Raw genomic sequence first — 24,305 nt, forward strand, 5'->3', positions numbered from 1 at the left:
TCTACCGCCTGAACAGCACCCCACCGAGCCACCCGGTAAACAGAGCCAGAACCACACACGCAATGCCATAGAGCAGCGGATATTGCGTCGCCGATTGCGCCAGAAACCGCTCGAACGCAATCTTGCGCACCGCAAAACCCTCGGACTTGCGCGCAATGATCTCGCCATTCTGGAACACATAGGTCTGGGCGATATAGGGCCCCGGCGGCGCACTGCTCGGCAGCGTCAATTGCGCCGAATAGAACGTGTCGGAATGGAACCGCACGCCATTTTCCTGCACCCCGAACAGCCCCTGTTCCGACATCAGCCGGATCAATTCGCGCCCGAACACCAGCGTCTTCATGAACCCCGCAATATTGGGCATCATCGCATGGGCTTCAGGCAGGATGAAATTGCGGTTGAGAAGGTTGATATCGGCGATCTCCAGCAGCCGCCGGCTGGAAAGCACATGGAAGTAACTCGGAAAACGCTTGAATTCGACCTGCTCGGTATTGAGCCAGATGCCGAAATTATGCGTCTTCTCGCGCGCCACCCGGTCCTGCGTCGGCCCGAGCACGACGATCACGACGTCGAACGGCCCTTCCACATAGCGCTGCTCCGAACCCGCCTCCGGCGCGATGGTGCCGTAAAAGGTCAGCCGCTCGCCGTCAAAGCTCGAGGTGATCTGGATCGTGTCGTTGGAAACGCCGGAAACCAGCCGCGCCGCCGCGCCCGCTGGCACTGCCGAAACGAGGACGATGAAGAGAAGCGCGAGAATGCGGTTCATCGCACCGCACTCGTCACGGCCATCGAGAAAACGTCGTCCGGCGTCAGCACCAGCGACAGACCGAAACGAATGGCAACGGCCAGAACCAGCAGCGCCAACAGCCCCCGCAATTGCTCGCCGCGCAGGTGTTGTCCCGCAGCCGCGCCAAATTGCGCCCCCGCCGTACCGCCCACCATCAGGCAGAAAGCGAGCAGAATATCGACGCTCTGGCTCTGCACCGCATGCATGATCGTCGTCGCCGCCATCATGGCGACAACCTGCGCCAGCGAGGTGCCGATGACCATATTGCCGGGCACGCGCAAGAGATAGACCAGCGCCGGCACCATGACGAAGCCGCCGCCAATGCCAAGGAGCGAACCGACGAACCCGATGAAAAGCCCGATCGCCAGCACCGGCAGCACGCTGATATAGAGCCGGCTTTTCTTGAAGCGCACGCGCCAGGGCAGGCCGTGGATCCAGCTATGCTGATTGGGCAGGCGTTCCCGCACGACGATACCCTGCCGGCTTTTCAGCAGCGCCCGCACCGCCTCCTGAAGCATCAGAATGCCGACAAAGCCGAGAAGGACGACAAAGCCCACGGCAATGAAGAGATCGAGTTGACCCGCCGCGCGCAGCACCGAAAAGGTCGCGACGCCACCAAAGGCGCCTAAAATACCCGACAAGATGAGATACATCGCCAGATGCAGGTCGATGCCGCCGCGCCGATAGTGACTGAGCGCGCCTGAGGTCGACGCCGCCACCACCTGTCCGGTCACCGAGGCAACCGCCACCGAAGTCGGCACGCCCGAAAAGATCAACAGCGGGGTAAGCAGGAACCCACCACCCACGCCGAACAGACCCGACAGAAAGCCGACTGCCCCTCCGATCCCCACGAGAAAGAAGAGGTTCACGGAAAGCTCGGCGATCGGCAGATAGATCTGCAAGACCTTGGGTCCCGTTTTGCGGTTGGCTCTTTACGCCAGAGGCTAACGGCAAGACCGTCAACAAGTGGTCAAGGTTCCAGAAAAACCGGACGAAATTGTATCAAAACCGAGATTATTTTCGCAGCGTTGCGCCGCAGGCCCCTCACAGTGAGCAACGCACTGGCCCATCCACGCCCGCCACCCCAGTAGCCCTCATGGTGAGGTGCGGAGCGCAGCGCAGCCTCGAACCACGGGGCGTGCCCCGATGCCTCAACGCCACGCCCGGCAATCGCCCCAGCCCTAATTCGCCGTGGGCGTCGCCATAAGCTCCCAGACATTGCCCTCGGTATCCTCGAAATAGGCCGAATAGCCCCATTCCGATTCCGTACCCGGCGTGATGATCGAGCCACCCGCGATCAGCACGCGCTCGAGAATTTCATCCACCTCTTCGGCGCTGTCGGCCCGATGGCTCAGCACAAAACCCGGCGTGCCTTCCAGCGTCTCGGGCTTGCCCGCCGTCTGCGCAATTTGCTCGCGCGGAAACAGCACGAAGGAAAAATCCTCGTCGAAAAAGAACGCGACGTGATCCTCGCCAACGCCGATCTTGTCGTCCTCGATCTCGAACAGTGCGCGATAAAACACAAAGGCGCGTTCGAGTTCATCGACGCCGATGGTGATGATGTTGATTTTGGGCTTCATCGCCTCGTCCTTCTCTATGTTGAGGACGTGTCTAGGCTTTTTCCGCCCCGGTCGCAAACAACGCCTCGAACTGGCCTTCCTCGATGCGCGCTGCCGCAATCACCGCCTGCGTCCGGCTATCGACATCGAGCTTTTGCAAAATAGCCGACACATGCGCCTTCACCGTCGCTTCCGAAATGGACAGTTCATAGGCGATCTGCTTGTTCATCAGCCCGTCACTGAGCATCATCAAGACGCGCACCTGTTGCGGCGTCAGGCTCGCCAGCCGCTTCATCAATCCCGATTGCTCGTCATCCCCGGTGATCGTCGTTCCCTTGGGCACAAACACTTCGCCTGCCAGCACCGTCTCGATGGCGCGGCGGATTTCCGTCGGTCCCTCGGATTTATGCAGATACCCCGAAGCGCCAAGCTCGAATGCGCGCCGCACGACGGTGGCGTCTTCAACGGCCGAAATGATCATCACCGGAATTTCGGGATACTGCGCCCGTACCAGCAGCAGTCCCGAAAAGCCGCGCACGCCGGGCATGTTGAGATCGAGCAAAACCAAGTCGCAATCGCGATCGGCATCGAGCGATTTGCTGAGATTGGCGAGGTCGCCGCTCTCTTCCACGCTCACCGTGGCATCGCCTCCGGCCAGCGTCTGGCGCAGCGCCGCCCGGAACAGGGGATGGTCATCCACGATGATGATGCGGCGACGAGTCATGGGCCTAAACTACTCCAAATCAGGGGGCAGAGGCACAAAACCATGCTTTTCCACCCGAGGCATTTGCATATTGCAGCAATCCTTAACGGCTTCTTTACCATGTTTTCCCAAAAGTGACCGTTAGACCTTCGTGCTGCTTCGGCTTGGCACGCGCTCGCTTTGACAGGGACTGACCATGGCCCGCGCCTATCCTCAATCGGACTACGCCGATACCGCTTTCGACCCCGGCGCCGGGGACTGGCAAGCCCTGCGCGGCGAGCTGGTCGCCTTGCTCGATCAGGTGGAAAGTCGCTTCGGCGCCGCGTCGGATGGAGGAGGGGTCTCCAACCGCGTCCGGCACCTGCGCGATCAGGTCGGCACACCCGATCCCGCCACCCGCCGCCGCAGCGAGGCTCTCCGCAGCGTCAAGCGCGCCGTCGATCGATTCAATCCACAGGACGATGAAGCCGGCGATCTCAACGCCGCCATTGCCGAAATCCGCAGCCGTCAGGGCGCCTCGATCATTTCCGCCATCGATCGCCGCCCCTCCGACCTGCCCGAATTCCGCGAGCTATCGAGCCTTGTCTCGGGCATGGGCGATCGCCTCGGGCGCCTCGAAGGCCAGCTTCGCACCGCTCGCCATAGTTCTTCGGACGTGCACGAAGTCGCTTCCCAGGTCGAACAGCTCACTCAGGTCGTCGAACTGCTCGCCGGCGCCGTGGGCGAAACCGGCCAGGTCAAGCGCCTGGAAACCCAGATCGGGGCTTTGGCCTCGATGATGAGCCAGGCGCCCAAGGTCGATCTTTCCGCCGTCAATTCCCGCCTCGACGATGTCTCGGCCACAGTCGCCAAGCTCGCCGAACTCCAGGCCCAGCAGATGGAGCGCGAGATCATCCGCGAGGAGCGCGCCGAGTTCGCGCCCAAGGGCACGCTCGAGCCGGCCATGGCCTCCATCGAAGCCAATGTGCGCAGCGTCTATGATCGCATCGATGCCATAGAGCGGAACATGAGCATCTCCGTTGGCGATTTCGAACGCCTGACGAGCGAAATGTCCGAGGTCACGCAGGCCCTGCGCGATTCTGCCGGCAGCCCCGAACTCGTCGCCGCCCGCGTCGAAGCCCTCGCCCAGCGCCTGCAATCGGTCGATGGCAGCAGCGAGGATGTGCTGGCCCTCAAGCAGGACATTTCCGCCCTGCAACAATCCGTGCTCAAGGGCATGGAGCCGCGTTTCCTGCGCCTCGAAAGCCAGATTGAGGCGCTGTCCAGCAAGGTCGCCCCGGTCGATACGTCTGCCGTCGAAGGCCAATTGAAGCGCCTGATGACCCGCATGGACGAAGCCGGCGCCCAGCTCGATGGCCTTGCCAGGCTCTACCACGATGCCGGCGACAAGCCCGATTTCGAATCTCTCGCTAATCTCGTGGCCGAGCGCACCAGCGACGCCATGAGCCGCAAGGCCCCGGCGCCGGTCGCCATGTTTGGCCCCGAGAGTCTCAAAACCATCGAGGACCGGATTTCGAGCCTCGTCCGCTCGGTCAGCAAGGGTCCCGACGCCGAAACGCTGGCAAGCCTTGTCGCCGAAAAGACCTCCGCCGCCTTCGCCAAGTCCGGCGCGCCGCTCCCGGTGCTCAACCCCGAAGGTTTTGATGCGCTCGAAAAGCGCATGACCGCCGTTTTCAACACTGCGGGCAAGGACACTGCCGAGCGCCTGGCCCGGCTCGAAGCCGCGCTTTCTTCGCGCAACGCTGCCCCAGCGCAGCCGCAGGCTGTCGCTGCGACAATGCGTGCCGAGCCAGTCGCCCCGACGGCCCAGTCCGCAAAACCCCAAAGCCGCGCCTCCGAATTCGACGCCGCCGTCGAAGAGCCGAGCACCGCGCGCCTCGATTCCATCCTCTCGAGCCTCAACGGCCAGAAGCGCGCCGATGCCATGCCGTCCAATCCGGGCGAGGAAGCCCCGCTGGTCGATCGCGGCTTTGCCGATATGCCCCAGCCGCGCGTGGCCGCCGCCGCTCCCCGCGCTGCCACCCCCGCGCCGCAACCGGCTCGCCCTTTGCAGGCCGAAGTGCAGCCTGCCTTCGATCCCGAAAAAGTCGATCGTCCGCCGCGTCCGCAGTCGAGCTTTTCTCAGTTCGATCGCGACGGCTTTGCCGCCCCCGCGCGCGCCGATGCAACCGCGCCGGCTGTTGAAGCGCCTGTCTCCAATACCAGCACCTTTGTCGCCGCCGCTCGTCGTGCGCAGCGCGCCCGGCAGGAGCAGCAGGTCGCCGAGCCCGCCACCGGCAATTCGTTGATCGGCCGCGCCCTGGCGCGTGTCCGCCCGCAGCCCAAGGCTGCTACTGAAGAAACCGCGCCCGCCCCAGCCCCCGAGCCCAAGGCGGAAAAGCGCCGCCCCCGCAAGCCGGCGCCCGAGGCCCCCGTCATCTCCGCAAGCGAGGAAGCCCAAGAGGTTCGTCCGAACTTCTTCGTGCGCAACCGTCGCACGCTGCTTCTCGCGGCTGCGGTCATCGCCGTTTCCATGCTGACGCTCAATCTCGTCATGCAGCGCATGCGCACGGCCCCCGCCGTCGTCCCGGCACAAGCCTCCGAGCCCCAGACCTCACCAGCCGCCATTGCAGTCGATCCGACCCCGGCCGCCGAAGTCTCCGAACTGGTTGCGCCGCGTGTCATCGACATGCTCGACGCCACATCGGTCGGTTCGATCAATCCGGGCGAGCGCATGAGCTTTGCCCGCGCCACGGAAACGCCCATGCCGCCCGCGCTCCTCGCCTCGGGCAGCACCGGCACGATCAAACCCGTGATCGAGACGCCAACGGATAGCGCGCTCCCGGCAACCGGCTCCATCGCCGCCACGCCTGAACAGTTCGAACTGCCCCCCGATGCCCTCGGTCCGCTGCCGCTGCGGCAGGCCGCAGCCGATGGCGATGCCAAGGCCCAGTTCGAAATCGCCGCCATCTATACCGAAGGCCGCGCCATCGAAGCCAGCCCCGAAGAAGCCGCCAAATGGTACGAGCGCTCGGCCGCGCAGGGTTTTGTCCCCGCGCAATATCGCCTCGGCAATCTCTATGAAGCCGGCACCGGCGTCGAAAAAGACCTCGAAATGGCCCGCCTCTGGTACCAGCGCGCCGCCGAAGCGGGCAATCGCATGGCCATGCACAACCTCGCCGCGCTCTATGCCAGCGGCCAGTTGGGCGAGCAGCAATTCGAAGAAGCCGGCCAGTGGTTCACCCAGGCGGCGACCCTTGGCATGGTCGATAGCCAGTTCAACCTCGGCATGCTCTATGCCCGCGGCCTTGGCGTCGACCAGGATTTCGAACAGTCCTACAAGTGGTTCTCACTCGCCGCCAAGTCGGGCGATGCCGATGCCGCCAAGGCCCGCGACGACATCGCCAAATCCCTCACGGCAGATGCGGTCAGCCGTATCGGCGGCGAAGTCCAGACCTGGACCAGCCAGCCCATCGCCCTCGACGTCAATTTTGCTCCCATCGGCACCTGGGCGCCCGATTTCGACCCCGGCGAAGCCATCGCCAACAAGGAAGTCGTCTCCCGCGTGCAGCAGGCGCTCAATCGCCTCGGCTTCAACATCGGCACCCCCGACGGCGTCGCCGGCCCCAAAACCGCCGAAGCCATCCGCACCTTCGAGCGCGGCACCGGCATGACCGAAAGCGGCAAGATCAACCCGCGCCTGCTGGCAGTGCTGGGCAGCCAGCCGGTCTAGTCGAACGCCGGTTAGACGGGAATAGCAACACGACGCCGCACCCTCCGCGTCGTCATTGCCGGGCCTGTCCCGGCATCCTCGGCATTCCCAGTAGCCCTCATCCTGAGGCGCTTTGCAAAGCCTCGAAGGACGGGGGCGTGTCCCGATGGTTCAGTGCCACGCCCCCGTGGTTCGAGGCTTTGCTGCGCAAAGCACCTCACCATGAGGGCTACTGCTAGGGTGCAACTCTAAAACCCGCCACCCGTCTTGAACCCGGAATGCTTCCGCGTACCCGCGCTGCCCGTCCGCGGCCGCGAAAATCCGCCGCCGCTGTTTCCGCCGCCGCCCCAGCCGCCACCAAATCCACCGCTCGACGGCTTCGATTTTCCGCCGCTTGATGACCCGCCAATGCTATTGTCCGGCCAATGGAAACCACCCTGATCTCCCCAGGGTGAGGAATTGCTGCCGCTTGAACGGCGCGTTGACGCATTGCCCGCGCCCCATTCATTGCCCGGGGCCCAGTTCTGGCTTTTCCGCCACTGGTCCCAATAGCTCGCCGCCGAAATGCCGCCGCGAAGGAAATCGTTCAGCAGGTCGCCAACCAGCTTGTCTTCCCTGAACGTCGAGCGCGGATCGTCAAAGCGCTGCTTCTTGAATTCCCACTGGATGTCTTCGAGTTCGCGCCGCCGCGCGGCCAGGGTCTTGCTGCGCTCGCGCAGGTCTCGGCTTTCTTCTTCCTCCTCGCGCATGCGGGTGCGCGATTCGTCGATCTGGGCAACGATCGTATCGTCCTTGCCGGTGCGGGTGCGGCGCGCTTCGGCAAGGAGCGTCTGGATATCTTCCTGGCCCAACGCCGCAGCAAGCGCCGCCGCTGCCGAAGCCAAAGCGGGGTCGCTGCCATTGGTCAGCGATTGCAGCGCTTCGCCCGCCTCGTTGCGCTTGTCTTCTGCTTCGACGATAGCGGCATCGATCGCCTGCACATCGGCCTCGGCCTTGGCCTTCGCCTCGCGCAATGGCCGCCCACCCGCAGCATCCGCCGCCTCATTGGCAAGGCTCACCAATGCGGCTTCGGCGGCCTGCGCATTGGCTTCCTGCCGCTCGGCATGTTCACGCAGGCGCAATGGAATATCGTTGAGCATGGCATAATTGGGCCGTGCCTTCTGAAAGCCGACAAGACCCGCCACGAGCCCGTCGAGATAGCGCACGAGATTGTTGGCCTTATAGGCCGACGTGCCATAGCCGCTGTCCCACAGGTACATGAAGAGCGGGTCGTCGCGATAAGGCTTGCCCTTTTCTTCCCGGTCGGCTTCGGCCAGCCGGGTCTTTTCCATCGACTGGTCGGCCACTTCGCCAAGCGACTTCGCCGCGGCCCGCTTCTCGGCATAGGCCGGATCGGTTTCGAGCCGAGCCGAAACCTCTTGCAGCAGCGCGTCGAGCGCCTTCTGTTTTTCGGCAAGGTCGGCCACGGCATCGCGGCGGCGCTCGACCAGCGACACCCGGCCCGCTTCGAGGTCTTCTATGTTCTTTTGCGCCTGATCGACGGCCTTGCCATGCGATTTCAGCGATTCCCGTGCCTTGCTCTCGGCGGTTGAAATCCGTCCATCGAGTTCGGCTTGAATGGCCGGATCGAGACGCAGTTGCGCCAGCTGACGAAACAGCTCCGCTTCGCTTTCCTTGATCTTGGCGACGATTTCGGTCGAGCGCGCCAGCCGGCGGGAGATTTCGTCTTCCTCGCGCCTGATATCGCGCATCGCCTCTTCAAGGCTCGCCAGCGCCTGTGGGCCACCAATACTCATGCCATCACCACCGGGTCACCGCGCCGTCCAGCACCGGCATCTGAAATTCGACATCGAGAAAGCCGTCCGATTTCCGGCCCACTTCATTGGCCTGGATAATGCCATCGTCGCGCTTGTCATTGGCCACGGCATTATAGACCGATTCCGGCACCCGCTGCCCCCATTGGGCGACGACCTCGGTCTCCCCGGTTTCTTCGTTGAGAATGGGCAGGCTCAGCGCCTTGCCATTCGGATCGATCGCTTCCACCACCAGATAGTAGTTCGTGGCATCGGTATTGATCTCGGGGAAGGTCCAGAAGCCCGATTGTTCGTCCGAGCGATTGACGACCCGCACCACATATTCCTGCCGCAGCTTGTCGCGCAGGGCCGTCAGGTCTTCGACGATCCCCTCGGCCCCGGGCCGATTGCCCTCCGCAGAAAAAGCTTTGCCCCGGCTGACCAGCGCCTCTGCCTGCACCACAGCCTGCTGCACCTTGGTCTCGTCGAAAATGGTTTGGTAGAGCGCGTCCATCTGCGCGGGCAGACCCTCGGTCAGTTCGACCTGGCTGCGGTACTCCTGCCCGGCCTGGAAGGGGCGATAGATGCCGAAATAGCCAACGCCCAGCGCCAACAGCGCGCCGAGCACCAGCAGCACCGGCCGCCCCCAGGTCTTGCGGCCGACATAGAGGCGAGCGAGGCTCGTCTTGAAACTTGGCGCTGGCGGGTCATAGGCAAAGCGGCTTTCGGCCAGGGCCGAAACGCCTTCCTTGAGAATGTGGTCGGGAACCTCGATCCCCTGCTGGCGATAGACCTCGCGCAGGCGCTCGATCAACTGGCCCTCGCGGGCCGTGCCATCGAGTTCGCGCGTAACGAGATCCTGGCGGTGGCGGAGCGTGTCCACCACATCCATGGCCAGCATGACTTCATCGAGTGGGGCAGCCGTTTTGGCTGTCGCGTCGCTCATCCTCTTTTTCTATTCCCGTCGCAATTATGCATAAATTCAGGGGATTCCACGTTCTTGCTGGTTGCGTCCCATCCTCGATTGTCACCCCGGCGAAGGCCGGGGCCCATCTTGAGATTTCAGGATGGATCCCGGCCTTCGCCGGGATGACAGTCAGAGAGCGTTGCCAAACTAGAGCAAGAGAAGAGTTTTAGTTCTTGGTTTCGAGCAACAGCGCATTGCCCTCGGCAGCGAGCGTCGCGAGACGCCTTTTGCCGTCTTCCACGGCATCGCGGATTTCGGCCGAGTTCTTGGTGGAAGCCACCCGCATCTCGTTGATGATGGTACGGCTCTTTTCCTGGAAGTTGACGACGCTATCGACGAGCTTCTTGACGGCATCGGCGCGCACGGTCGGGCCATAGCCGGCCTTGACGGCTTCTTCCTGCACCTTGTCGCCAATCTCCGAGAGTGTTTCGAGGCTCTTGGACATGCCTTCCTTCATGGCGTTCAGCGTCGCGGTCGATTCGTGCAGCCCGAACATGCCGGTGAACGAAGCGGAAAGCGCGGTAAGAACGGTTTCATTAGTCGAGAAGAACGAGATCGACTGCTGGTAGACGCGTTCCTTGGCATTGGTCGTCTGCATCAGGCGCGCCATCACCACTTCCGAAGTATTGTAGGAAATGGTCAGGTTGTCCGAGAGGTCCTTGGCGATCTGGTAGCGCTTTTCCTCGTTCTGCATGTCGCGCAGCTTTTCGTCGCGCGCCATTTCGAGGCGGGCGCGATCAGCGGGCGCCGTGCCGGCAAAGGCGGCCAGTTCATTCGACGAAGTCTGAAGAATGTTCTTCTTCTCTTCGAGGCGCTTTTCGGCGACCTCGAGCACTTCGAGCGCCATCACTTCGGACTGTTTTAGCGCGCCGCGGAAATCGCGATAGGCTTCAAGGATAGTCTGCTCGCGGTCGATCTGGTCCTTGGTATCCTTGGTCACTTCGAGATAGGTGTCGCGGATCTTGTTGAAGCGCGTCGCAATATCGCCGCGGCTCACCTTCATCCAGACGTTGGACGCCCGCTCGAGCAGATCGAGCTTGTTGTCGGCGAGTTGATCCACCATGCCCTTGGCATCGTCGCGGATCGAGTCAAAGCCCTTGGTAATGTCCTCGTAGCGCTCGCCGATCTTCATGGCGGCAACCTGCTCGCGCACCACTTCATTAAAGGCGCTAGCCTGGCTCAGCGTCCGGCCGATGAGGATGACGCGGGTTTCGTCCAATTCGGTGATCTGGCTCAAAAGCCCGGTGATCGGCTGCTCGCCCTGCTGTTCGGGCCAGATGCCAAGGTCGCGGATGGCGTTGACCGCCTTGTCCAGGTACTGCAACGGCTTCTCGGCAATGGCCGGCGCGCTGGTCTGCGGGGCGGTCGTCACTTGGTCGGTCATCATCTGCTCCCTGGCATAGTTGGCTTGCGGGGCCGGCTTGTGCCTATGCACCCTAGATTGCGCGTGAGGACCCTGCTGACAATTGCATCCTCCCGTCCGCGCAACTATTTAGTCCATATTGGTGCGAAAAAGCCGCACGTAAAGAGTAGGGTTCGCCACCATGGAAAAGAGCAGTCTTGCCCAACCATTATGCCGTCTTTGCGACGGGGCCGGCGTGTCGCCGTGCGACATCGCAGGGTGCGCCTGATGGAGTTCGGTGGACGCTATAAGATGAGTGCCCCGCGCGCCCGTGTCTGGGACGCGCTCAACGATCCCGAAATGCTCAAAGCCGCCATTCCCGGCTGCCATCTCATCGCCTGGTCCGGCCCCGAAACCCTCGACCTCGAGATCAAGGTCAATCTCGGCGTCATGCAGCCGACCTTCAAAGGCGAACTGATCCTCTCCAATATCGTCCCCGCCGTGAGCTATACCCTCTCCGGTCGCGGCAAGGGCGGGCTCCTCGGTCTCGCCGAAGGCAGCGCCGATGTGTCGCTCGCCGACCTTGGCGAAGACACACTCCTCACCTTCACCGCCAATGGCGGCGCCTCGGGCCAGGTCATGAAAATGGGAAAAGCCATCATCGGCAGTTCAGCACAACGCATCATCGATGGTTTTTTCGAACGCTTCGGCACGGCCGCCGGCGTCGAGGTCACGCCCCTGCCGGGCGAAAATCCCTGAGCGTTTACGGAAGCTTAACCATGTCCAAGTCCGCCCCGAACCGGCCTTAATCCCGCCGCCGCTTACCCTGTAGAGACAGTGCGTCCTTCATTACAATTTGTTTCAAATCGCACATGTCCACTTCCTCCCGCGACAGTCTCGCCCTCTACGTCATCGCCTTTGCCGCCGTGCTGGCCGTGCTCTATGCCGATGTCGATCTTGGCACCTTGTTCACAGCCATTCTCGCCCGCTGGTAAGCCCGCCGTTGAGCAAATTAACGCCAATTTTTGACCAAGCGGAAAAATTTGACATCGTCCCCCTTGCTTAGGGCGTGATTGCACGATTTTATCGCCCTTCAGCGCATGCGGATAAACGAGGGTGCATTTCTTGCGTCCGCTGCGAGACAGGGAGACTAATCAATGAAATTTTCGATCCTCACCAAGGCCATTACCGGCGGCGTCGCTCTGAGCGCACTGATGGCCGGTGCAGCCTTCGCTGATGCCGCTCTCGTTTATGACGGCGGCGGCAAGTTCGACAAATCCTTCAATGAAGCCGCCTATAACGGCGCCGAAATGTTCAAGGCCGAAGGCGGCGCCTATCAGGACCTCGAAATTTCGGGCGACGCCATGCGCGAACAGGCCATCCGCCAGTTCGCCTCGCGCGGCAACAACCCGATCGTCATGCCCGGCTTCTCGTGGGAAACCGCGCTGAAAGTCGTCGCACCTGAATTCCCCGACACCAAGTTCACCATCATCGACACCGTCGTCGATCTGCCCAACGTGCAGTCCGTGGTCTTCAAGGAACAGGAAGGCTCCTACCTCGTCGGTATCCTTGCTGCCATGAAGTCGGAGACCGGCAAGATCGGCGTCGTCCCGGCCTTCAACTTCGACCTCCTCGAAGCCTTTGCCTGCGGCTATGCCCAGGGCGCCAAGTCGGTGAACCCCGATATCGCTGTGCTCGAAACCTATGTCGGCACCGGCTTTGAAGCCTTCAACGATCCGGTGAAGGCCACCGAAGTTGCAAAGTCCCAGCTCGATCAGGGCGCCGACGTGATCTTCCAGGTCGCCGGTGGCGCTGGCGCCGGCGTGCTCCAGGCTGCGGCCGACGCCGGCAAGTTCGGCATCGGCGTCGATAGCAACCAGAACCACCTGCATCCTGGTTCGGTCCTGACCTCGATGATCAAGCGCGTCGACGTCGCCACCTACAACGCCATGAAGGGCGTTGAAGACGGCACCTGGGCTCCCGGCACCATCGTTCTGGGCCTCGCCGAAGACGGCGTTGGCGCGGCCTTTGACGACAACAACGCTTCGCTCATCACCGATGACATGAAGGCCGCGGTCGAAAAGGCCACTGCCGATATCGTTTCGGGCGCTGTCTCCGTGCACGATTTCCGCTCCGACAAGGCGTGCCCGTCTCTCTAAATTGAACGAAGAAGGGGAGGACTTCCAATGACAAGTCTTCACCCGACAAATGCGCAGCGGTCCGAAGGGACCGCTGCTGCCCCGCTCGCTATCGAGCTTGTCGGCATCAACAAGCATTTCGGCCCGGTCCACGCCAATCGTGACATTCACCTCGCGATCAAACGCGGCACGGTGCATGGCATCGTGGGCGAAAACGGCGCCGGCAAATCGACCCTGATGTCGATCCTTTACGGCTTTTACACCGCCGACAGCGGCGAAATCCGCGTCAACGGCACGCCCGCCACCATCACCGATTCCCGCCATGCCCTCGCCCTCGGCATCGGCATGGTCCACCAGCATTTCATGCTGGTCGATAATTTCTCCGTCCTCGAAAATGTCGTGCTCGGCGCCGAGGACTCAGCCTTTCTCGCTCCGACGCTGAACAAGGCGCGCACCCAGCTCAAGGCGCTGGCCCGCGACTATGGCCTCGAAGTCGATCCTGACGCCATCATCGAAAACCTTTCGGTCGGCCAGCAGCAGCGCGTCGAAATTTTGAAAGCGCTCTATCGCGGCGCCGAAACCCTCATTCTCGACGAGCCCACCGGCGTTCTAACCCCTGACGAGGCCGACCACCTCTTCCGCATCCTCGGCAAGCTGCGCGAAGAAGGCAAAACCATTATCCTCATCACGCACAAGCTGCGTGAAATCATGGCCATCACCGACGAAGTCTCGGTCATGCGCCAGGGCGCCATGGTCAAAACCTTGACGACCAGTGAAACCTCGCCCGGCGAATTGGCCGAGCTGATGGTCGGCCGCCGCGTCCTCCTCCGCGTCGAAAAAGGCCCCGCCAGCCCCGGCAAGGTGTTGCTCGATGTCCAGGACCTCGTCGTCACCGATGATTTCAAAGTCCCGCGCGTCAAAGGCGTCTCGTTCCAGGTCCGCGCCGGCGAAATCGTCGGCATTGCCGGGGTCGCCGGCAATGGCCAGTCCGAACTCCTCGAATCCATCGCCGGCATGCGCGATCAGCTCTTGGGCACCATCCGCCTCAATGGCGAAGTCCTCAGCCTTGAAGGCGACGACGGCGCCGCCCGCGCCCGTACCGCCGGCCTCGCCCACGTGCCCGAAGATCGCCTCCGCATGGGCCTCGTGACGACCTTCTCCGAATGGGAAAATTCCATTCTCGGCTACCAGCACAGCTATGGCGATGGCCCCGGCCTCGATATCGCCAAAGCGCGCCAGACGGCCGAAGAATACATCAAGAAATTCGACATCCGCCCGCCCAATATCGATCTGAAAACCGCCAATTTCTCCGGCGGCAATCAGCAAAAAATCGTCCTGGCGCGCGAAATGGAGCGCAATCCTGACGTGTTGATCGTCGGCCAGCCGACCCGTGGCGTCGATATCGGCGCCATCGAATTCATCCACAATCAGATCATCAAGATGCGCGATGCCGGCAAGGCCATCCTGCTCGTCTCGGTGGAACTGGATGAAATCCGCTCGCTCGCCGATCGGATCCTCGTGATTTTCGACGGCAAGATCGTGGGCGAAGCCGATCCGGCGACCGCCGACGAAACCGAACTTGGCCTCCTGATGACCGGCTCGCATGCATCGTCTGACAAGACGCCGGGCCCCGGCACCTTGCCGGCACACGAAACCCCCGTGCAGCAGACGCTGGTCAAAATGAGCCCGCAAGACCTCTCCGGCAAGGATCCCAACTGATGACCCCTTTGCCGCGCTGGGCCGATGTCGTCCTCCTGCCGCTCCTCAATGTCGTCCTGGCCTTCCTCGTCGGCGGCCTCATCGTTCTCGCCGTTGGCCAGAACCCGCTACAGGCCGTGGGCATCATGCTCTATGGTGCCTTCGGCTACGGCTCGGGCTTTGGTTACACGCTCTATTATACGACGGATTTCATCTTTGCCGGCCTCGCCGTGTCGCTGGCCTATCATGCCGGCCTCTTCAATATCGGCCCCGAGGGCCAGGCCTATGTCGGCGGCCTCGGCGTCATCCTGATCGGCCTCGCGCTTAACGGCACCCATTGGGCCATTGTTTTCCCGCTGATGATCATCTGCGGCGGGGCCTTCGGTGCGCTCTGGGCCTTTGTGCCCGGCTATCTGCAGGCCAAGCGCGGCAGCCACGTCGTCATCACCACCATTCTCTTCAATTTCATCGCCACCTCGATGATGGGTTTTCTGATTTCGCGCGTCCTGAAACCAGCGGGCGTCAATTCCGACGAAAGCGCCCCGCTCGAAGCGATCACCCGCGTGCCGCAACTGCGCACCTTCATCGAGCTCTTCAAGAATTCCCCGGTCAACCTGACCTTCTTCCTCGCCATCATTGCGCTGGTCTTCATCTATTGGCTGATCTGGCGCACGAAATTCGGCTATGCCGTCCGTGCCCTCGGCCAAAACCCGGTCGCCGCCAATTATGCCGGTATTTCCAATCAGAAGATGATCATGATCGTCATGGCCATGTCCGGCGTTCTCGCTGCCATGGTTGCGGTCAACAATGTCGGCGGCGTCCAGGGCCGCCTCATTCTCAATTTCGTCAATGGCGCCGGCTTTGTCGGCATCGCCGTCGCTTTCATGGGTCGCGGCCATCCCGTCGGCGTCGGCCTTTCGGCGCTGCTCTTCGGTATCCTGTACCAAGGGGGCCAAGAGCTTGCCTTCCAGATGCCGGGCATTACCCGCGAAATGATCGTCACCATTCAGGCCCTCGTCATTCTCTTCACTGGCGCCATGGGCGACATGCTGCGCGCCCCGCTGGCGCGCTTGCTGACCCGATCCGAACCCGCGACGGGAGCCAAATGATGGAAAGCTATCTCGTCGATATCACTCTCATCCTCGACTCCACCGTTCGCCTCGCCGTGCCGCTGATCCTTGCCTGTCTTGCCGGCCTTTATTCCGAGCGCGCTGGCATCGTCGATATCGGGCTTGAGGGGAAACTCTTGGCTGGCGCTTTCGCCGCCGCCGCCATGTCCGCCGTCACCGGCTCGGCCTGGCTCGGCCTCCTCGCCGGCATCGGCGCGGCCCTGATATTTTCGGGCATTCACGGCCTTGCCTCGATCAATTTCAAAGGCAATCAGACCATTTCCGGCGTGGCCCTCAATTTCCTTGCCGCGGGCCTGACCACCTTCCTCGGCCAGTCCTGGTTCAAGCGCGGCGGCTACACGCCCCAGCTTTCCGGCGACCAGCGCTTCAATCCCATCACGCTGCCCTTCGCCAATGAGCTGCGCGAAGTCCCCGTTATCGGCCAGATCTACTATGAGCTGATCTCGGGCCACAACATCATCACCTATGTCGCCTTCATCGCCGTTCCGGTCACCGCCTGGGTGCTGTTCCGCACCCGCTTCGGCCTTCGCCTCCGCGCCGTCGGCGAAAACCCCAAAGCCATCGACACCGCCGGCATTTCGGTCACGCGCCTGCGCTATCAGGCCCTGATCATCACCGCCGTCCTCGTCGGCATCGGCGGCGCTTATCTCTCGATTGCCCAGTCCGCCGGCTTCAACAACAACATGTCCGCCGGCCGCGGCTATATCGCGCTCGCCGCCCTGATCTTTGCCAAATGGCGCCCGGGTCCAGCCTTGCTGGTCTGTCTGATGTTCGGCTTCCTCGACGCGGTCCAGTTCCGCATCCAGGGCCAGGTCTTCCCCATCATTGGCGAAGTCCCCGTCCAGGCCATCCAGGCACTGCCCTATATCCTGACGGTGATCCTCCTCGCCGGCTTCATCGGCCGCGCCGTGGCCCCAAAAGCCTCGGGCATTCCGTATACCAAGGAGCGGTAAGCCGTTTCTTGGTCTGCAAATTGGGGGTGTGCGTACACCCTCACACTCGGTTGTCACCCACCGGCTGTCACCCCGGCGAAGGCCGGGGCCCATCTCCAGATCTCGGGATGGATCCCGGATCAAGCCCGGGATGACAGCCCGTTATTGGATCAGCGACACGCGCAACACTAGGCCCGTAGAAGTTTGAGCGGAAAAATGACCACCATCGACAGCACCCTATTCACCGCAGCAGAAGCTATCCGCGCCAAAGCCTATGCGCCCTATTCCAATTTCCACGTCGGCGCCGCCATTCTCGCTGACGACGGCAATATCTATTCCGGCTGCAACATCGAAAACGCCGCCTATCCCCAAGGCAACTGCGCCGAAACCTCAGCCATATCAGCCATGATCGCCGGCGGCGCCCGCCGCATCAAACGCATCTACGTCACCGGCCCCGGCACGGCCCCCGTCACCCCCTGCGGCGGCTGCCGCCAACGCATCCGCGAATTCGCCGATCTCGACGTCGAAGTTATTTCGCACGGGGTGGATGGTGTAGCGCTGGTGCAGACCCTGGGCCAGTTGCTGCCGTACAGCTTCGGTCCGGAGTTTTTGGGCAAATGAAAAACACCCCCCTCCCATCCTCCCCCTTGATGGGGGAGGATGGGAGGGGGTGTCGGCAATCACGAATGTCGCGGAAGCCACCCCATGAGCAAAGCCACCAAAACCATCCAAAAAATCGCCGGCCGCGAACCCATCGCCGCCGCCCTTGTCCTCGGCTCCGGCCTCTCGGCAATCGCCGACACGCTCGAAGACCGGGTAACCATCCCCTATTCCGAGCTGAAAGACTTTCCCGGCGCCGGCGTCTCCGGCCACGGCCGCGATCTCGTCCTCGGCATCATGGGCGGCAAGCGCGTGGCCATCCTCACCGGCCGCGAACATTATTACGAGCACGGCAATCCCGCCGCCATGCGCCCCGCGCTCGAAACCATGGCCGAGCTTGGCGCCGAAACCCTGCTGCTGACCAATTCCGCCGGCTCCCTCGACCAGCGCTTCGCCCCCGGCGACCTGATGCTGATCTCAGATCACATCAATTATAACGGCCTCAATCCCCTGATCGGCGAACCGACCGACCGTCGTTTTGTGAACATGGTCGATAGCTACAATCCCGACATCCGCGCCAAGGCAAAGTCCGCTGCGGAGCGTCTGGGCATTGCCCTCGGGGAGGGCGTATACTTCTGGTATTCCGGCCCAAGTTTTGAAACCCCGGCCGAAATCCAGATGGCCATTCGCCTCGGCGCAACTGCCGTCGGCATGTCAACGGTCCCGGAAGTGATCCTTGGTCGCTTCCTGGGTATGCAAGTCTGGGCCTGCTCGTCCATCACCAATATGGGCGCAGGTCTATCGAGCGAAAACATCAGCCATGAACATACCAAGACCATGGCGGTGCAAGGGGCGGCCAAGCTGCAAAAGCTGATCCCAGCCCTGGTGGAGGAGCTATGAGTCTCAAAGTCGTCGACAGCACCGTGAGCCACGCGCCCGTGCACAAGCGCAATCCCGGCTACCCCCTCGATCTCGATTGGGTCGAACGCGTCCGCATGAACCGCTCGGCGCTCGAACGCCGCGCCGGCTCCATTGGCGCACGCCGCACGGTCAAGAAGGACTACCAGCTCGCCTGGCTTTTGAAGGCGATCACCCTGATCGACCTGACGACGCTCAACGCCGACGACACCGCCGGCCGCGTCGAACGCCTCTGCGCCAAGGCCCGCAATCCGCTCCGCTCCGACATCGTCGAAAAGCTCGGCGTGGGGGATCTCCGCATCCTCCCCGGCGCCGTCTGCGTCTACCACACCTTCGTCAAAACCGCCGTCGATGCCCTCCAAGGCACCGGCATCCCCGTCGCCGCCGTCTCGACCGCCTTCCCCCATGGCCTCGCCCCCGTCGAAACCAAGATTGCCGAAATCGAAGCCTCGGTGCGCGATGGCGCCCAGGAAATCGACATCGTCATCGAGCGCGGCATGGTTTTGCGCGGCGACTGGCAGGCGCTCTACGATCAGGTCAAATCCTTCCGCAAAGCCTGCGGCGACGCGCACATCAAAACCATTCTGGGCACCGGCGAACTCGCGACCCAGACCAATATCGCCAAAGCCTCGCTCGTCTGCATGCTGGCCGGCGCCGATTTCATCAAGACCTCGACCGGCAAGGAAAAGGTCAACGCCAATCTCGTCACCTCGCTGACCATGATCCGCATGATCCGCTGGTTCGGCGAAGAGACCGGCATCGAAATCGGCTACAAACCAGCCGGCGGCATCGCCACGGCGGGCGATGCGCTAAAATACATGGCGCTGATGAAGGAGGAGCTGGGGACGCGTTACCTCAATCCTCATCTGTTCCGCTTCGGTGCTAGCAGTCTGCTAACCGATATAGAGCGCCAACTCGAACATGGCCTCACTGGCCATTATGCCGCCGATTACCGCCAGCCCCTGGTGTGAGGCCCCAAATGAACAAGATCGCGCAAATCTTCGAAACCCTCGAATACGGCCCCGCACCCGAAGCGCCGGACCAGGCAAATGCCTGGCTCGACAGCAAAAATCGGGCTTTTGGCCACTTCATCGACGGCGCCTGGACCGCCCCGGGAAAAACCTTCGCCTCGACCAATCCGGCATCAGGCGAAAAACTCGCCGAAATCACCGATGGCACCTCTGCCGACGTCGACGCCGCCGTCAAAGCCGCCCGCGCCGCCTTCCCCCTCTGGAGTGGGCTAAGTGGTTATGAGCGTGGGAAATTTCTCTATTCCATCGCCCGTATGATCCAAAAGCACAGCCGCCTTTTCGCCGTGCTCGAAACCATGGACAACGGCAAGCCCATCCGCGAAAGCCGCGACGCCGATATCCCCCTGGTAGCACGGCATTTTTACCATCATGCCGGCTGGGCCACCCACATCTCGCGCGAATTTCCCGACCACGTCCCCTACGGCGTCTGCGGCCAGATCATCCCCTGGAATTTCCCGCTTTTGATGCTCGCTTGGAAGATCGCTCCGGCTCTCGCGGCCGGCAATACGGTGGTCCTGAAACCCGCCGAATTCACCTCGCTCACCGCGCTACTTTTCGCTGAAATCTGCGAACGCGTCGGCCTTCCAAAGGGCGTCGTCAACATCGTCACCGGCGAAGGCGATACCGGCGCCGCGCTGGTAAACCATTCTGACGTCGACAAAATCGCCTTCACCGGCTCGACCGAAGTCGGCAAGATCATCCGCGCCGCTACGGCCGGAACCGGCAAGGGTCTCTCGCTCGAACTGGGCGGCAAATCGCCGTACATCGTCTTCGAAGACGCCGATCTCGACTCTGCCGTCGAGGGGCTGGTGGAGGCCATCTGGTTCAATCAGGGCCAGGTCTGCTGCGCCGGTTCGCGCCTCCTCGTACAGGAGTCGATCGAGGAGCGCTTCATCGCCAAGGTGAAGAAGCGCATGGCTAACCTCCGCGTCGGCGATCCCCTTGATAAATCAGTCGATATCGGCGCGCTCGTCGCCCCGGTCCAGGTCGAACGCATCCGCGACCTGATGAAACAGGGCATTGCCGAGGGCGCCGTGGTCTATGAACCCGATGGCGCAATCCCGACCAGTGGTTGCTTCCTGAAACCCGCCCTCGTCACCAATGTCTCTCCGGCTAACACCCTTGTAGCAGAAGAGATTTTTGGCCCCGTGCTGGTCGCCATGAGCTTCCGTACGCCCGAGGAAGCGGTGGCTCTGGCCAACAACACCCGCTACGGCCTCGCCGCGACACTCTGGAGCGAAAACATCAATCTCGCCCTCGACATAGCGCCAAAACTCAAGGCCGGCGTCATCTGGATCAACGGCACCAACCAGTTCGACGCCGCCGTCGGTTTCGGAGGTTACAAGGAAAGTGGCTACGGCCGCGAAGGTGGCCGCGAAGGCATGGGTGCTTACCTGAAACCCAAATGGGAGAAGGACTTACAGCCCGCTCCTGCGGCCAAGTCGGTTCCGGCCAAGGCCGCGAACCCGCTCGACACCGGCCACCTCGACCAGACCGCAAAGATGTATATCGGCGGCAAACAGGCACGCCCCGATAGCGGCTACAATCGTCCCGTCCACGGCGCCAAGGGTGACCTCGTCGGCGAAGTCGGCGATGGCAATCGCAAGGATATCCGCAACGCCGTCGAGGCCGCTCGCGCCGCCCTCGGCTGGGGCACGACGGCGGCGCATTCCCGCGCCCAAGTGCTTTATTTCCTTGCCGAAAATCTCGACTACCGCCGCGACGAATTCGCCGCCCGCATCAAGGCGCAGACCGGCGAAGACGGGCAAAAAGAAGTGGCTCAATCCGTCGAGCGCCTCTTCGCCTTTGCCGGTTGGGCCGACAAATATGATGGCGCGGTGCACAATCCGCCCATGCGCGCCGTGGCTGCCGCCATGGTCGAACCGCTCGGTGCCATCGGCATCGTCGCGCCGCCCTCGCGTCCACTGCTCGGCTCCATCGCCCTGATCGCGCCAGCTTTGGCCATGGGCAATACGGTGGTACTGGTCCCCTCCGACCGCTCGCCGCTGTCGATGACCGATTTTTACCAGGTGCTCGAAACCTCCGACATGCCCTCGGGCGTCGTCAACATCGTCACGGGCGAAAGTGTCAGTCTCGCCAAGACCTTGGCCGAGCATGACGGCGTCGATGGACTCTGGTTTGCAGGCCCTGCCGAAGCCTCCGCCATGGTCGAAAAGGCCTCGGTAGGCAATCTCAAGCAAACCTGGACCAGCCGCGGTCTCTATTATGATCTGGCCGACGAGCGGCTCGCTGGGGACTATTTCCTTGGCAAGGCCACACAGGTCAAGAACGTCTGGATTCCTTACGGGGCATAGTGCCCCCTCATCCGGCGCTTCGCGCCACCTTCTCCCCGATGGGGAGAAGAACAGGCTCCACTCTCGCGACAACCACCGGGTCATTCCTCTCCCCATCGGGGGAGGGTGCCCGAAGGGCGGGTGAGGGGGATGCCGAAACAATCGAGAAGCTCATGGTCTTCCTCCCCCAAGAAGTGATCCTGAAAAAGCGCAATGGCGAAAAACTTCCCAAGGAAGATATCGCCCGTTTCATCGCCGGCTTTGCCGAGGGCACAGTGTCCCACGCACAAGCCGCAGCCTTTGCCATGGCGGTGTATTTTCAGGACATGAGCATGGACGAGCGCGTGGCGCTGACTCTAGCCATGCGCGATAGCGGCACCGTTCTCGATTGGTCCGATCTCAATGGTCCAGTGGCCGACAAGCATTCAACCGGCGGCGTCGGCGATAATGTCAGCCTCATGCTCGCGCCGATCCTCGCCGCTTTGGGCATTTACGTGCCGATGATTTCCGGTCGTGGTCTCGGCCACACTGGCGGCACGCTGGACAAATTCGATTCCATCCCCGGCTACCAAACCCAGCCGGACAATGCGCTTTTTCGCACGGCGGTGAAACAGGCTGGCTGCGCCATTATCGGCCAGACCGCTGACCTCGCTCCGGCCGACAAGACGCTCTACGCCATTCGCGACGTCACCGGCACGGTAGAGTCCATTTCGCTCATTACTGCCTCGATCCTGTCAAAGAAACTGGCCGCCGGCCTCGGCGCCTTGATCCTCGACGTAAAAACCGGCTCCGGCGCCTTCATGCCCACCCTTGAAGCATCACGCGATCTGGCGAAAAGCCTCGTCAGCGTCGCCAATGGCGCTGGCCTTAAAACTGGCGCCCTAATCACCGACATGAACGAGCCCCTCGCCAGCGCCGCCGGTAATGGTCTCGAAATCCGCAATGCCGTCGATTTTCTGAGCGGCACGCATCAGGATCCCCGCCTCAAAGACGTGACGCTCGCCCTCTGCGCGGAGATCGTTCTTATGACCGGGATGGCCGAAAATATCAGCGCGGCCCGGACCAAGGTCGCGCAGGCCCTCGATAGCGGCCAGGCACTTGAGCAGTTTTCCAAAATGGTGACGGTTCTTGGCGGTCCGTTTGATTTCGCCGAGCGCATGGATGGCTATCTCACGCCCGCGCCGATCATCCGCGATGTTTTCGCCGAAGGGCAGGGGACTATCGCCACTATCGATACACGCGGCGTCGGCATGGCCGTCGTGGCACTTGGCGGCGGCCGCACGACACCAACCGACAGGATCGATCACCGCGTCGGTTTTGATCGTCTTCTGGGCCTCGGCGCAGCGGCCGATGCGAAGACGCCGATCGCCCGTATCCACGCCAGAGACGAAGCCTCGGCCGTGGACGCCGAAAATCGCCTTCGCGCCGCCTATCGCTTCGGCCAAACCGCGCCGGACTTCCCGCTGATCGCCGACCGCATCGCCCCCACGGAGTAACGCCATGCCCCGCGCCATTGTCTGCCTGCTCGACAGCGTCGGTATCGGCGGTGCGCCCGATGCCGTGACCTACGGTGATGTCGGCTCCAACACGGCCGGCCACATCGCCGAATGGGCCGCATTGGGCAAGGCCGATCGACAGGGCCTGCGCTCCGGCCCCCTCCATGTTCCCAACATGGACGCCATGGGTCTCGGCGCCGCCATAAAACTGTCTACTGGCACTTTGCCGCCAGGCCTCTCAGACACGCCCAAGGGCGGCCGCTTCGGTGTCGGCCGCGAAATCTCCAAGGGCAAGGATACGCCCTCGGGCCATTGGGAAATCGCTGGCGTTCCCGTGCCATTCGACTGGGGCTATTTTTCGCAGATGGAACCCACTTTCCCGCCCGACCTGATCGAAGAATTCATCCGCCGCGCCAACCTGCCCGGCATTTTGGGCGATAAACATGCCTCGGGCACCACGATCATCGCCGAATTGGGCGAAGAGCACATCCGCACCGGCAAGCCGATCTGCTACACCTCTATCGACTCTGTTTTTCAGATCGCCGCGCATGAGAGCCATTTCGGCCTCGAGCGCCTCTATGAGATTTGCAAGATCGCCTTCGAACTGACTGCGCCTCTGAACATCGGCCGCGTCATCGCCCGCCCCTTTATCGGCGAGAGTGCCGAAACCTTCAAACGCACCGGCAATCGCCGCGATTTTGCGATTTCCCCGCCCGAGCCAACCCTGCTCGATCGCAATGAAGCGGCCGGCAATCAGGTCTACGCGATCGGCAAAATCTCGGACATCTACGCAGGCTCGGGCGTCACCCACAAGCTCAAGGGCACCGGCATTCCGCAGCTCTTCGACAAGACGCTCGACGCCATGGAGATGGCCGCCGACCGCGCTTTCATCATGACCAATTTTGTCGATTTTGACTCTGAGTATGGCCATCGCCGCGACGTGCCCGGCTATGCGGCCGCTCTCGAGCTTTTCGATTCCCGCCTGCCCGAACTGATCGCCAAGATGCGCCATGACGATCTACTCGTTCTGACGGCGGATCACGGCAATGATCCAACCTGGCCGGGGACTGACCACACGCGCGAACAGGTGCCGATCCTCGTCTTTTCCCCAGCCCTGCCCCAGGGGGAGATTGGCATTCGCTCAACCTTCGCAGATATTGGCGAAAGCATAGCCGCCTGGCTCGGCCTTGCGCCCGGCCGTCACGGCAAATCCTTTCTATAAACAA

General features: G+C 62.3%; 19 protein-coding genes and 1 pseudogene. 13 read left to right on the forward strand and 7 right to left on the reverse strand.

What is annotated here, in order from left to right; all coding sequences use genetic code 11:
- Position 1 precedes the first annotated feature (1 nt).
- From ASD83_RS19580 to ASD83_RS19595, 4 genes are all read right to left on the reverse strand, one after another.
- Positions 2–766 (reverse strand): TIGR02186 family protein, encoded by a 765-nt coding sequence (locus tag ASD83_RS19580; protein WP_056314104.1) that lies wholly within the window; start codon positions 764–766, stop codon positions 2–4.
- The gene (locus ASD83_RS19585) at positions 763–1,689 is read right to left on the reverse strand and encodes a sulfite exporter TauE/SafE family protein (protein ID WP_056314105.1); all 927 of its coding nucleotides are present in this window, start codon (positions 1,687–1,689) and stop codon (positions 763–765) included. Before ASD83_RS19585 ends, ASD83_RS19580 begins: the two co-directional genes overlap by 4 nt.
- A 279-nt stretch (positions 1,690–1,968) precedes the next feature.
- Positions 1,969–2,367, reverse strand: coding sequence for a VOC family protein (locus ASD83_RS19590; protein ID WP_056314106.1), 399 nt, complete (start codon positions 2,365–2,367; stop codon positions 1,969–1,971).
- A 31-nt stretch (positions 2,368–2,398) separates the two neighbouring features.
- Positions 2,399–3,070 carry a response regulator gene (locus ASD83_RS19595; protein WP_056314107.1) on the reverse strand — a complete coding sequence of 224 codons (672 nt, stop codon included), beginning with the start codon at positions 3,068–3,070 and terminating at the stop codon, positions 2,399–2,401.
- Between the two features lie 175 nt (positions 3,071–3,245).
- Between ASD83_RS19595 and ASD83_RS19600 the strand changes: the two genes are divergently transcribed.
- Positions 3,246–6,761 (forward strand): peptidoglycan-binding protein, encoded by a 3,516-nt coding sequence (locus ASD83_RS19600; RefSeq protein WP_056314108.1) that lies wholly within the window; start codon positions 3,246–3,248, stop codon positions 6,759–6,761.
- Positions 6,762–6,988: 227 nt separating this feature from the next.
- Here the strand turns inward: ASD83_RS19600 and ASD83_RS19605 are convergent, their stop codons facing one another.
- The 3 genes from ASD83_RS19605 to ASD83_RS19615 all read right to left on the reverse strand — a co-directional run bounded on the left by ASD83_RS19605 (position 6,989) and on the right by ASD83_RS19615 (position 10,884).
- The gene (locus ASD83_RS19605) at positions 6,989–8,536 is read right to left on the reverse strand and encodes a hypothetical protein (RefSeq protein ID WP_056314109.1); all 1,548 of its coding nucleotides are present in this window, start codon (positions 8,534–8,536) and stop codon (positions 6,989–6,991) included.
- Positions 8,537–8,540: 4 nt separating this feature from the next.
- Entirely contained in the window at positions 8,541–9,479 is a 939-nt protein-coding gene (locus ASD83_RS19610; protein WP_056314110.1) for a DUF6384 family protein, read from the reverse strand.
- A gap of 187 nt (positions 9,480–9,666) precedes the next feature.
- Positions 9,667–10,884 (reverse strand): hypothetical protein, encoded by a 1,218-nt coding sequence (locus ASD83_RS19615; protein ID WP_056314280.1) that lies wholly within the window; start codon positions 10,882–10,884, stop codon positions 9,667–9,669.
- Between the two features lie 270 nt (positions 10,885–11,154).
- Here ASD83_RS19615 and ASD83_RS19620 point away from each other — a divergent pair, with 270 nt between their 5' ends.
- The 12 genes and pseudogenes from ASD83_RS19620 to ASD83_RS19670 all read left to right on the forward strand — a co-directional run bounded on the left by ASD83_RS19620 (position 11,155) and on the right by ASD83_RS19670 (position 24,301).
- Positions 11,155–11,601: a CoxG family protein gene (locus tag ASD83_RS19620; RefSeq protein ID WP_162249198.1), complete on the forward strand. Its 447-nt coding sequence runs from the start codon at positions 11,155–11,157 to the stop codon at positions 11,599–11,601.
- Positions 11,602–11,714: 113 nt separating this feature from the next.
- A complete protein-coding gene (locus tag ASD83_RS21490) occupies positions 11,715–11,837 on the forward strand; it encodes a hypothetical protein (RefSeq protein WP_274532591.1) in 123 nt (40 codons plus the stop codon).
- Positions 11,838–11,999: 162 nt separating this feature from the next.
- Positions 12,000–13,001 carry a BMP family lipoprotein gene (locus tag ASD83_RS19625; RefSeq protein WP_056314112.1) on the forward strand — a complete coding sequence of 334 codons (1,002 nt, stop codon included), beginning with the start codon at positions 12,000–12,002 and terminating at the stop codon, positions 12,999–13,001.
- A gap of 27 nt (positions 13,002–13,028) precedes the next feature.
- Positions 13,029–14,579: pseudogene (locus ASD83_RS19630) on the forward strand (ABC transporter ATP-binding protein); the annotation flags it as partial.
- Positions 14,580–14,698: 119 nt separating this feature from the next.
- The gene (locus ASD83_RS19635) at positions 14,699–15,787 is read left to right on the forward strand and encodes an ABC transporter permease (protein ID WP_056314113.1); all 1,089 of its coding nucleotides are present in this window, start codon (positions 14,699–14,701) and stop codon (positions 15,785–15,787) included.
- Positions 15,787–16,761 carry an ABC transporter permease gene (locus ASD83_RS19640; RefSeq protein WP_200946542.1) on the forward strand — a complete coding sequence of 325 codons (975 nt, stop codon included), beginning with the start codon at positions 15,787–15,789 and terminating at the stop codon, positions 16,759–16,761. The genes ASD83_RS19635 and ASD83_RS19640 overlap by 1 nt, the downstream gene beginning before the upstream one ends.
- A 195-nt stretch (positions 16,762–16,956) precedes the next feature.
- On the forward strand, positions 16,957–17,361 hold the full coding sequence (locus ASD83_RS19645; RefSeq protein WP_056314115.1) for a cytidine deaminase: 405 nt from the start codon (positions 16,957–16,959) through the stop codon (positions 17,359–17,361).
- An 84-nt stretch (positions 17,362–17,445) separates the two neighbouring features.
- On the forward strand, positions 17,446–18,240 hold the full coding sequence (locus tag ASD83_RS19650) for a purine-nucleoside phosphorylase (protein WP_056314116.1): 795 nt from the start codon (positions 17,446–17,448) through the stop codon (positions 18,238–18,240).
- Positions 18,237–19,229 carry a deoxyribose-phosphate aldolase gene (deoC, locus tag ASD83_RS19655; RefSeq protein WP_056314117.1) on the forward strand — a complete coding sequence of 331 codons (993 nt, stop codon included), beginning with the start codon at positions 18,237–18,239 and terminating at the stop codon, positions 19,227–19,229. Before ASD83_RS19650 ends, deoC begins: the two co-directional genes overlap by 4 nt.
- 8 nt (positions 19,230–19,237) lie before the next feature.
- Positions 19,238–21,604 (forward strand): aldehyde dehydrogenase family protein, encoded by a 2,367-nt coding sequence (locus ASD83_RS19660; protein WP_056314118.1) that lies wholly within the window; start codon positions 19,238–19,240, stop codon positions 21,602–21,604.
- 152 nt (positions 21,605–21,756) lie between these two features.
- Positions 21,757–23,079, forward strand: a complete 1,323-nt coding sequence (deoA, locus tag ASD83_RS19665) for a thymidine phosphorylase (RefSeq protein WP_056314119.1) — start codon at positions 21,757–21,759, stop codon at positions 23,077–23,079.
- Between the two features lie 4 nt (positions 23,080–23,083).
- Entirely contained in the window at positions 23,084–24,301 is a 1,218-nt protein-coding gene (locus ASD83_RS19670; protein ID WP_056314120.1) for a phosphopentomutase, read from the forward strand.
- Positions 24,302–24,305 lie beyond the last annotated feature (4 nt).

This window comes from Devosia sp. Root685 (genome assembly GCF_001427875.1).
Classification (GTDB): Bacteria; Pseudomonadota; Alphaproteobacteria; order Rhizobiales; family Devosiaceae; genus Devosia.

Bases quoted from the DNA above. Each gene is read 5' to 3' on its own strand.
- ASD83_RS19580 (WP_056314104.1), bottom strand. From the start codon at position 766: ATGAACCGCATTCTCGCGCTTCTCTTCATCGTCCTCGTTTCGGCAGTG.
- ASD83_RS19590 (WP_056314106.1), bottom strand. From the start codon at position 2,367: ATGAAGCCCAAAATCAACATCATCACCATCGGCGTCGATGAACTCGAA.
- ASD83_RS19595 (WP_056314107.1), bottom strand. From the start codon at position 3,070: ATGACTCGTCGCCGCATCATCATCGTGGATGACCATCCCCTGTTCCGG.
- ASD83_RS19600 (WP_056314108.1), top strand. From the start codon at position 3,246: ATGGCCCGCGCCTATCCTCAATCGGACTACGCCGATACCGCTTTCGAC.
- ASD83_RS19605 (WP_056314109.1), bottom strand. From the start codon at position 8,536: ATGAGTATTGGTGGCCCACAGGCGCTGGCGAGCCTTGAAGAGGCGATG.
- ASD83_RS19610 (WP_056314110.1), bottom strand. From the start codon at position 9,479: ATGAGCGACGCGACAGCCAAAACGGCTGCCCCACTCGATGAAGTCATG.
- ASD83_RS19615 (WP_056314280.1), bottom strand. From the start codon at position 10,884: ATGACCGACCAAGTGACGACCGCCCCGCAGACCAGCGCGCCGGCCATT.
- ASD83_RS19620 (WP_162249198.1), top strand. From the start codon at position 11,155: ATGAGTGCCCCGCGCGCCCGTGTCTGGGACGCGCTCAACGATCCCGAA.
- ASD83_RS21490 (WP_274532591.1), top strand. From the start codon at position 11,715: ATGTCCACTTCCTCCCGCGACAGTCTCGCCCTCTACGTCATCGCCTTT.
- ASD83_RS19625 (WP_056314112.1), top strand. From the start codon at position 12,000: ATGAAATTTTCGATCCTCACCAAGGCCATTACCGGCGGCGTCGCTCTG.
- ASD83_RS19635 (WP_056314113.1), top strand. From the start codon at position 14,699: ATGACCCCTTTGCCGCGCTGGGCCGATGTCGTCCTCCTGCCGCTCCTC.
- ASD83_RS19640 (WP_200946542.1), top strand. From the start codon at position 15,787: ATGGAAAGCTATCTCGTCGATATCACTCTCATCCTCGACTCCACCGTT.
- ASD83_RS19645 (WP_056314115.1), top strand. From the start codon at position 16,957: ATGACCACCATCGACAGCACCCTATTCACCGCAGCAGAAGCTATCCGC.
- ASD83_RS19650 (WP_056314116.1), top strand. From the start codon at position 17,446: ATGAGCAAAGCCACCAAAACCATCCAAAAAATCGCCGGCCGCGAACCC.
- deoC (WP_056314117.1), top strand. From the start codon at position 18,237: ATGAGTCTCAAAGTCGTCGACAGCACCGTGAGCCACGCGCCCGTGCAC.
- ASD83_RS19660 (WP_056314118.1), top strand. From the start codon at position 19,238: ATGAACAAGATCGCGCAAATCTTCGAAACCCTCGAATACGGCCCCGCA.
- deoA (WP_056314119.1), top strand. From the start codon at position 21,757: ATGGTCTTCCTCCCCCAAGAAGTGATCCTGAAAAAGCGCAATGGCGAA.
- ASD83_RS19670 (WP_056314120.1), top strand. From the start codon at position 23,084: ATGCCCCGCGCCATTGTCTGCCTGCTCGACAGCGTCGGTATCGGCGGT.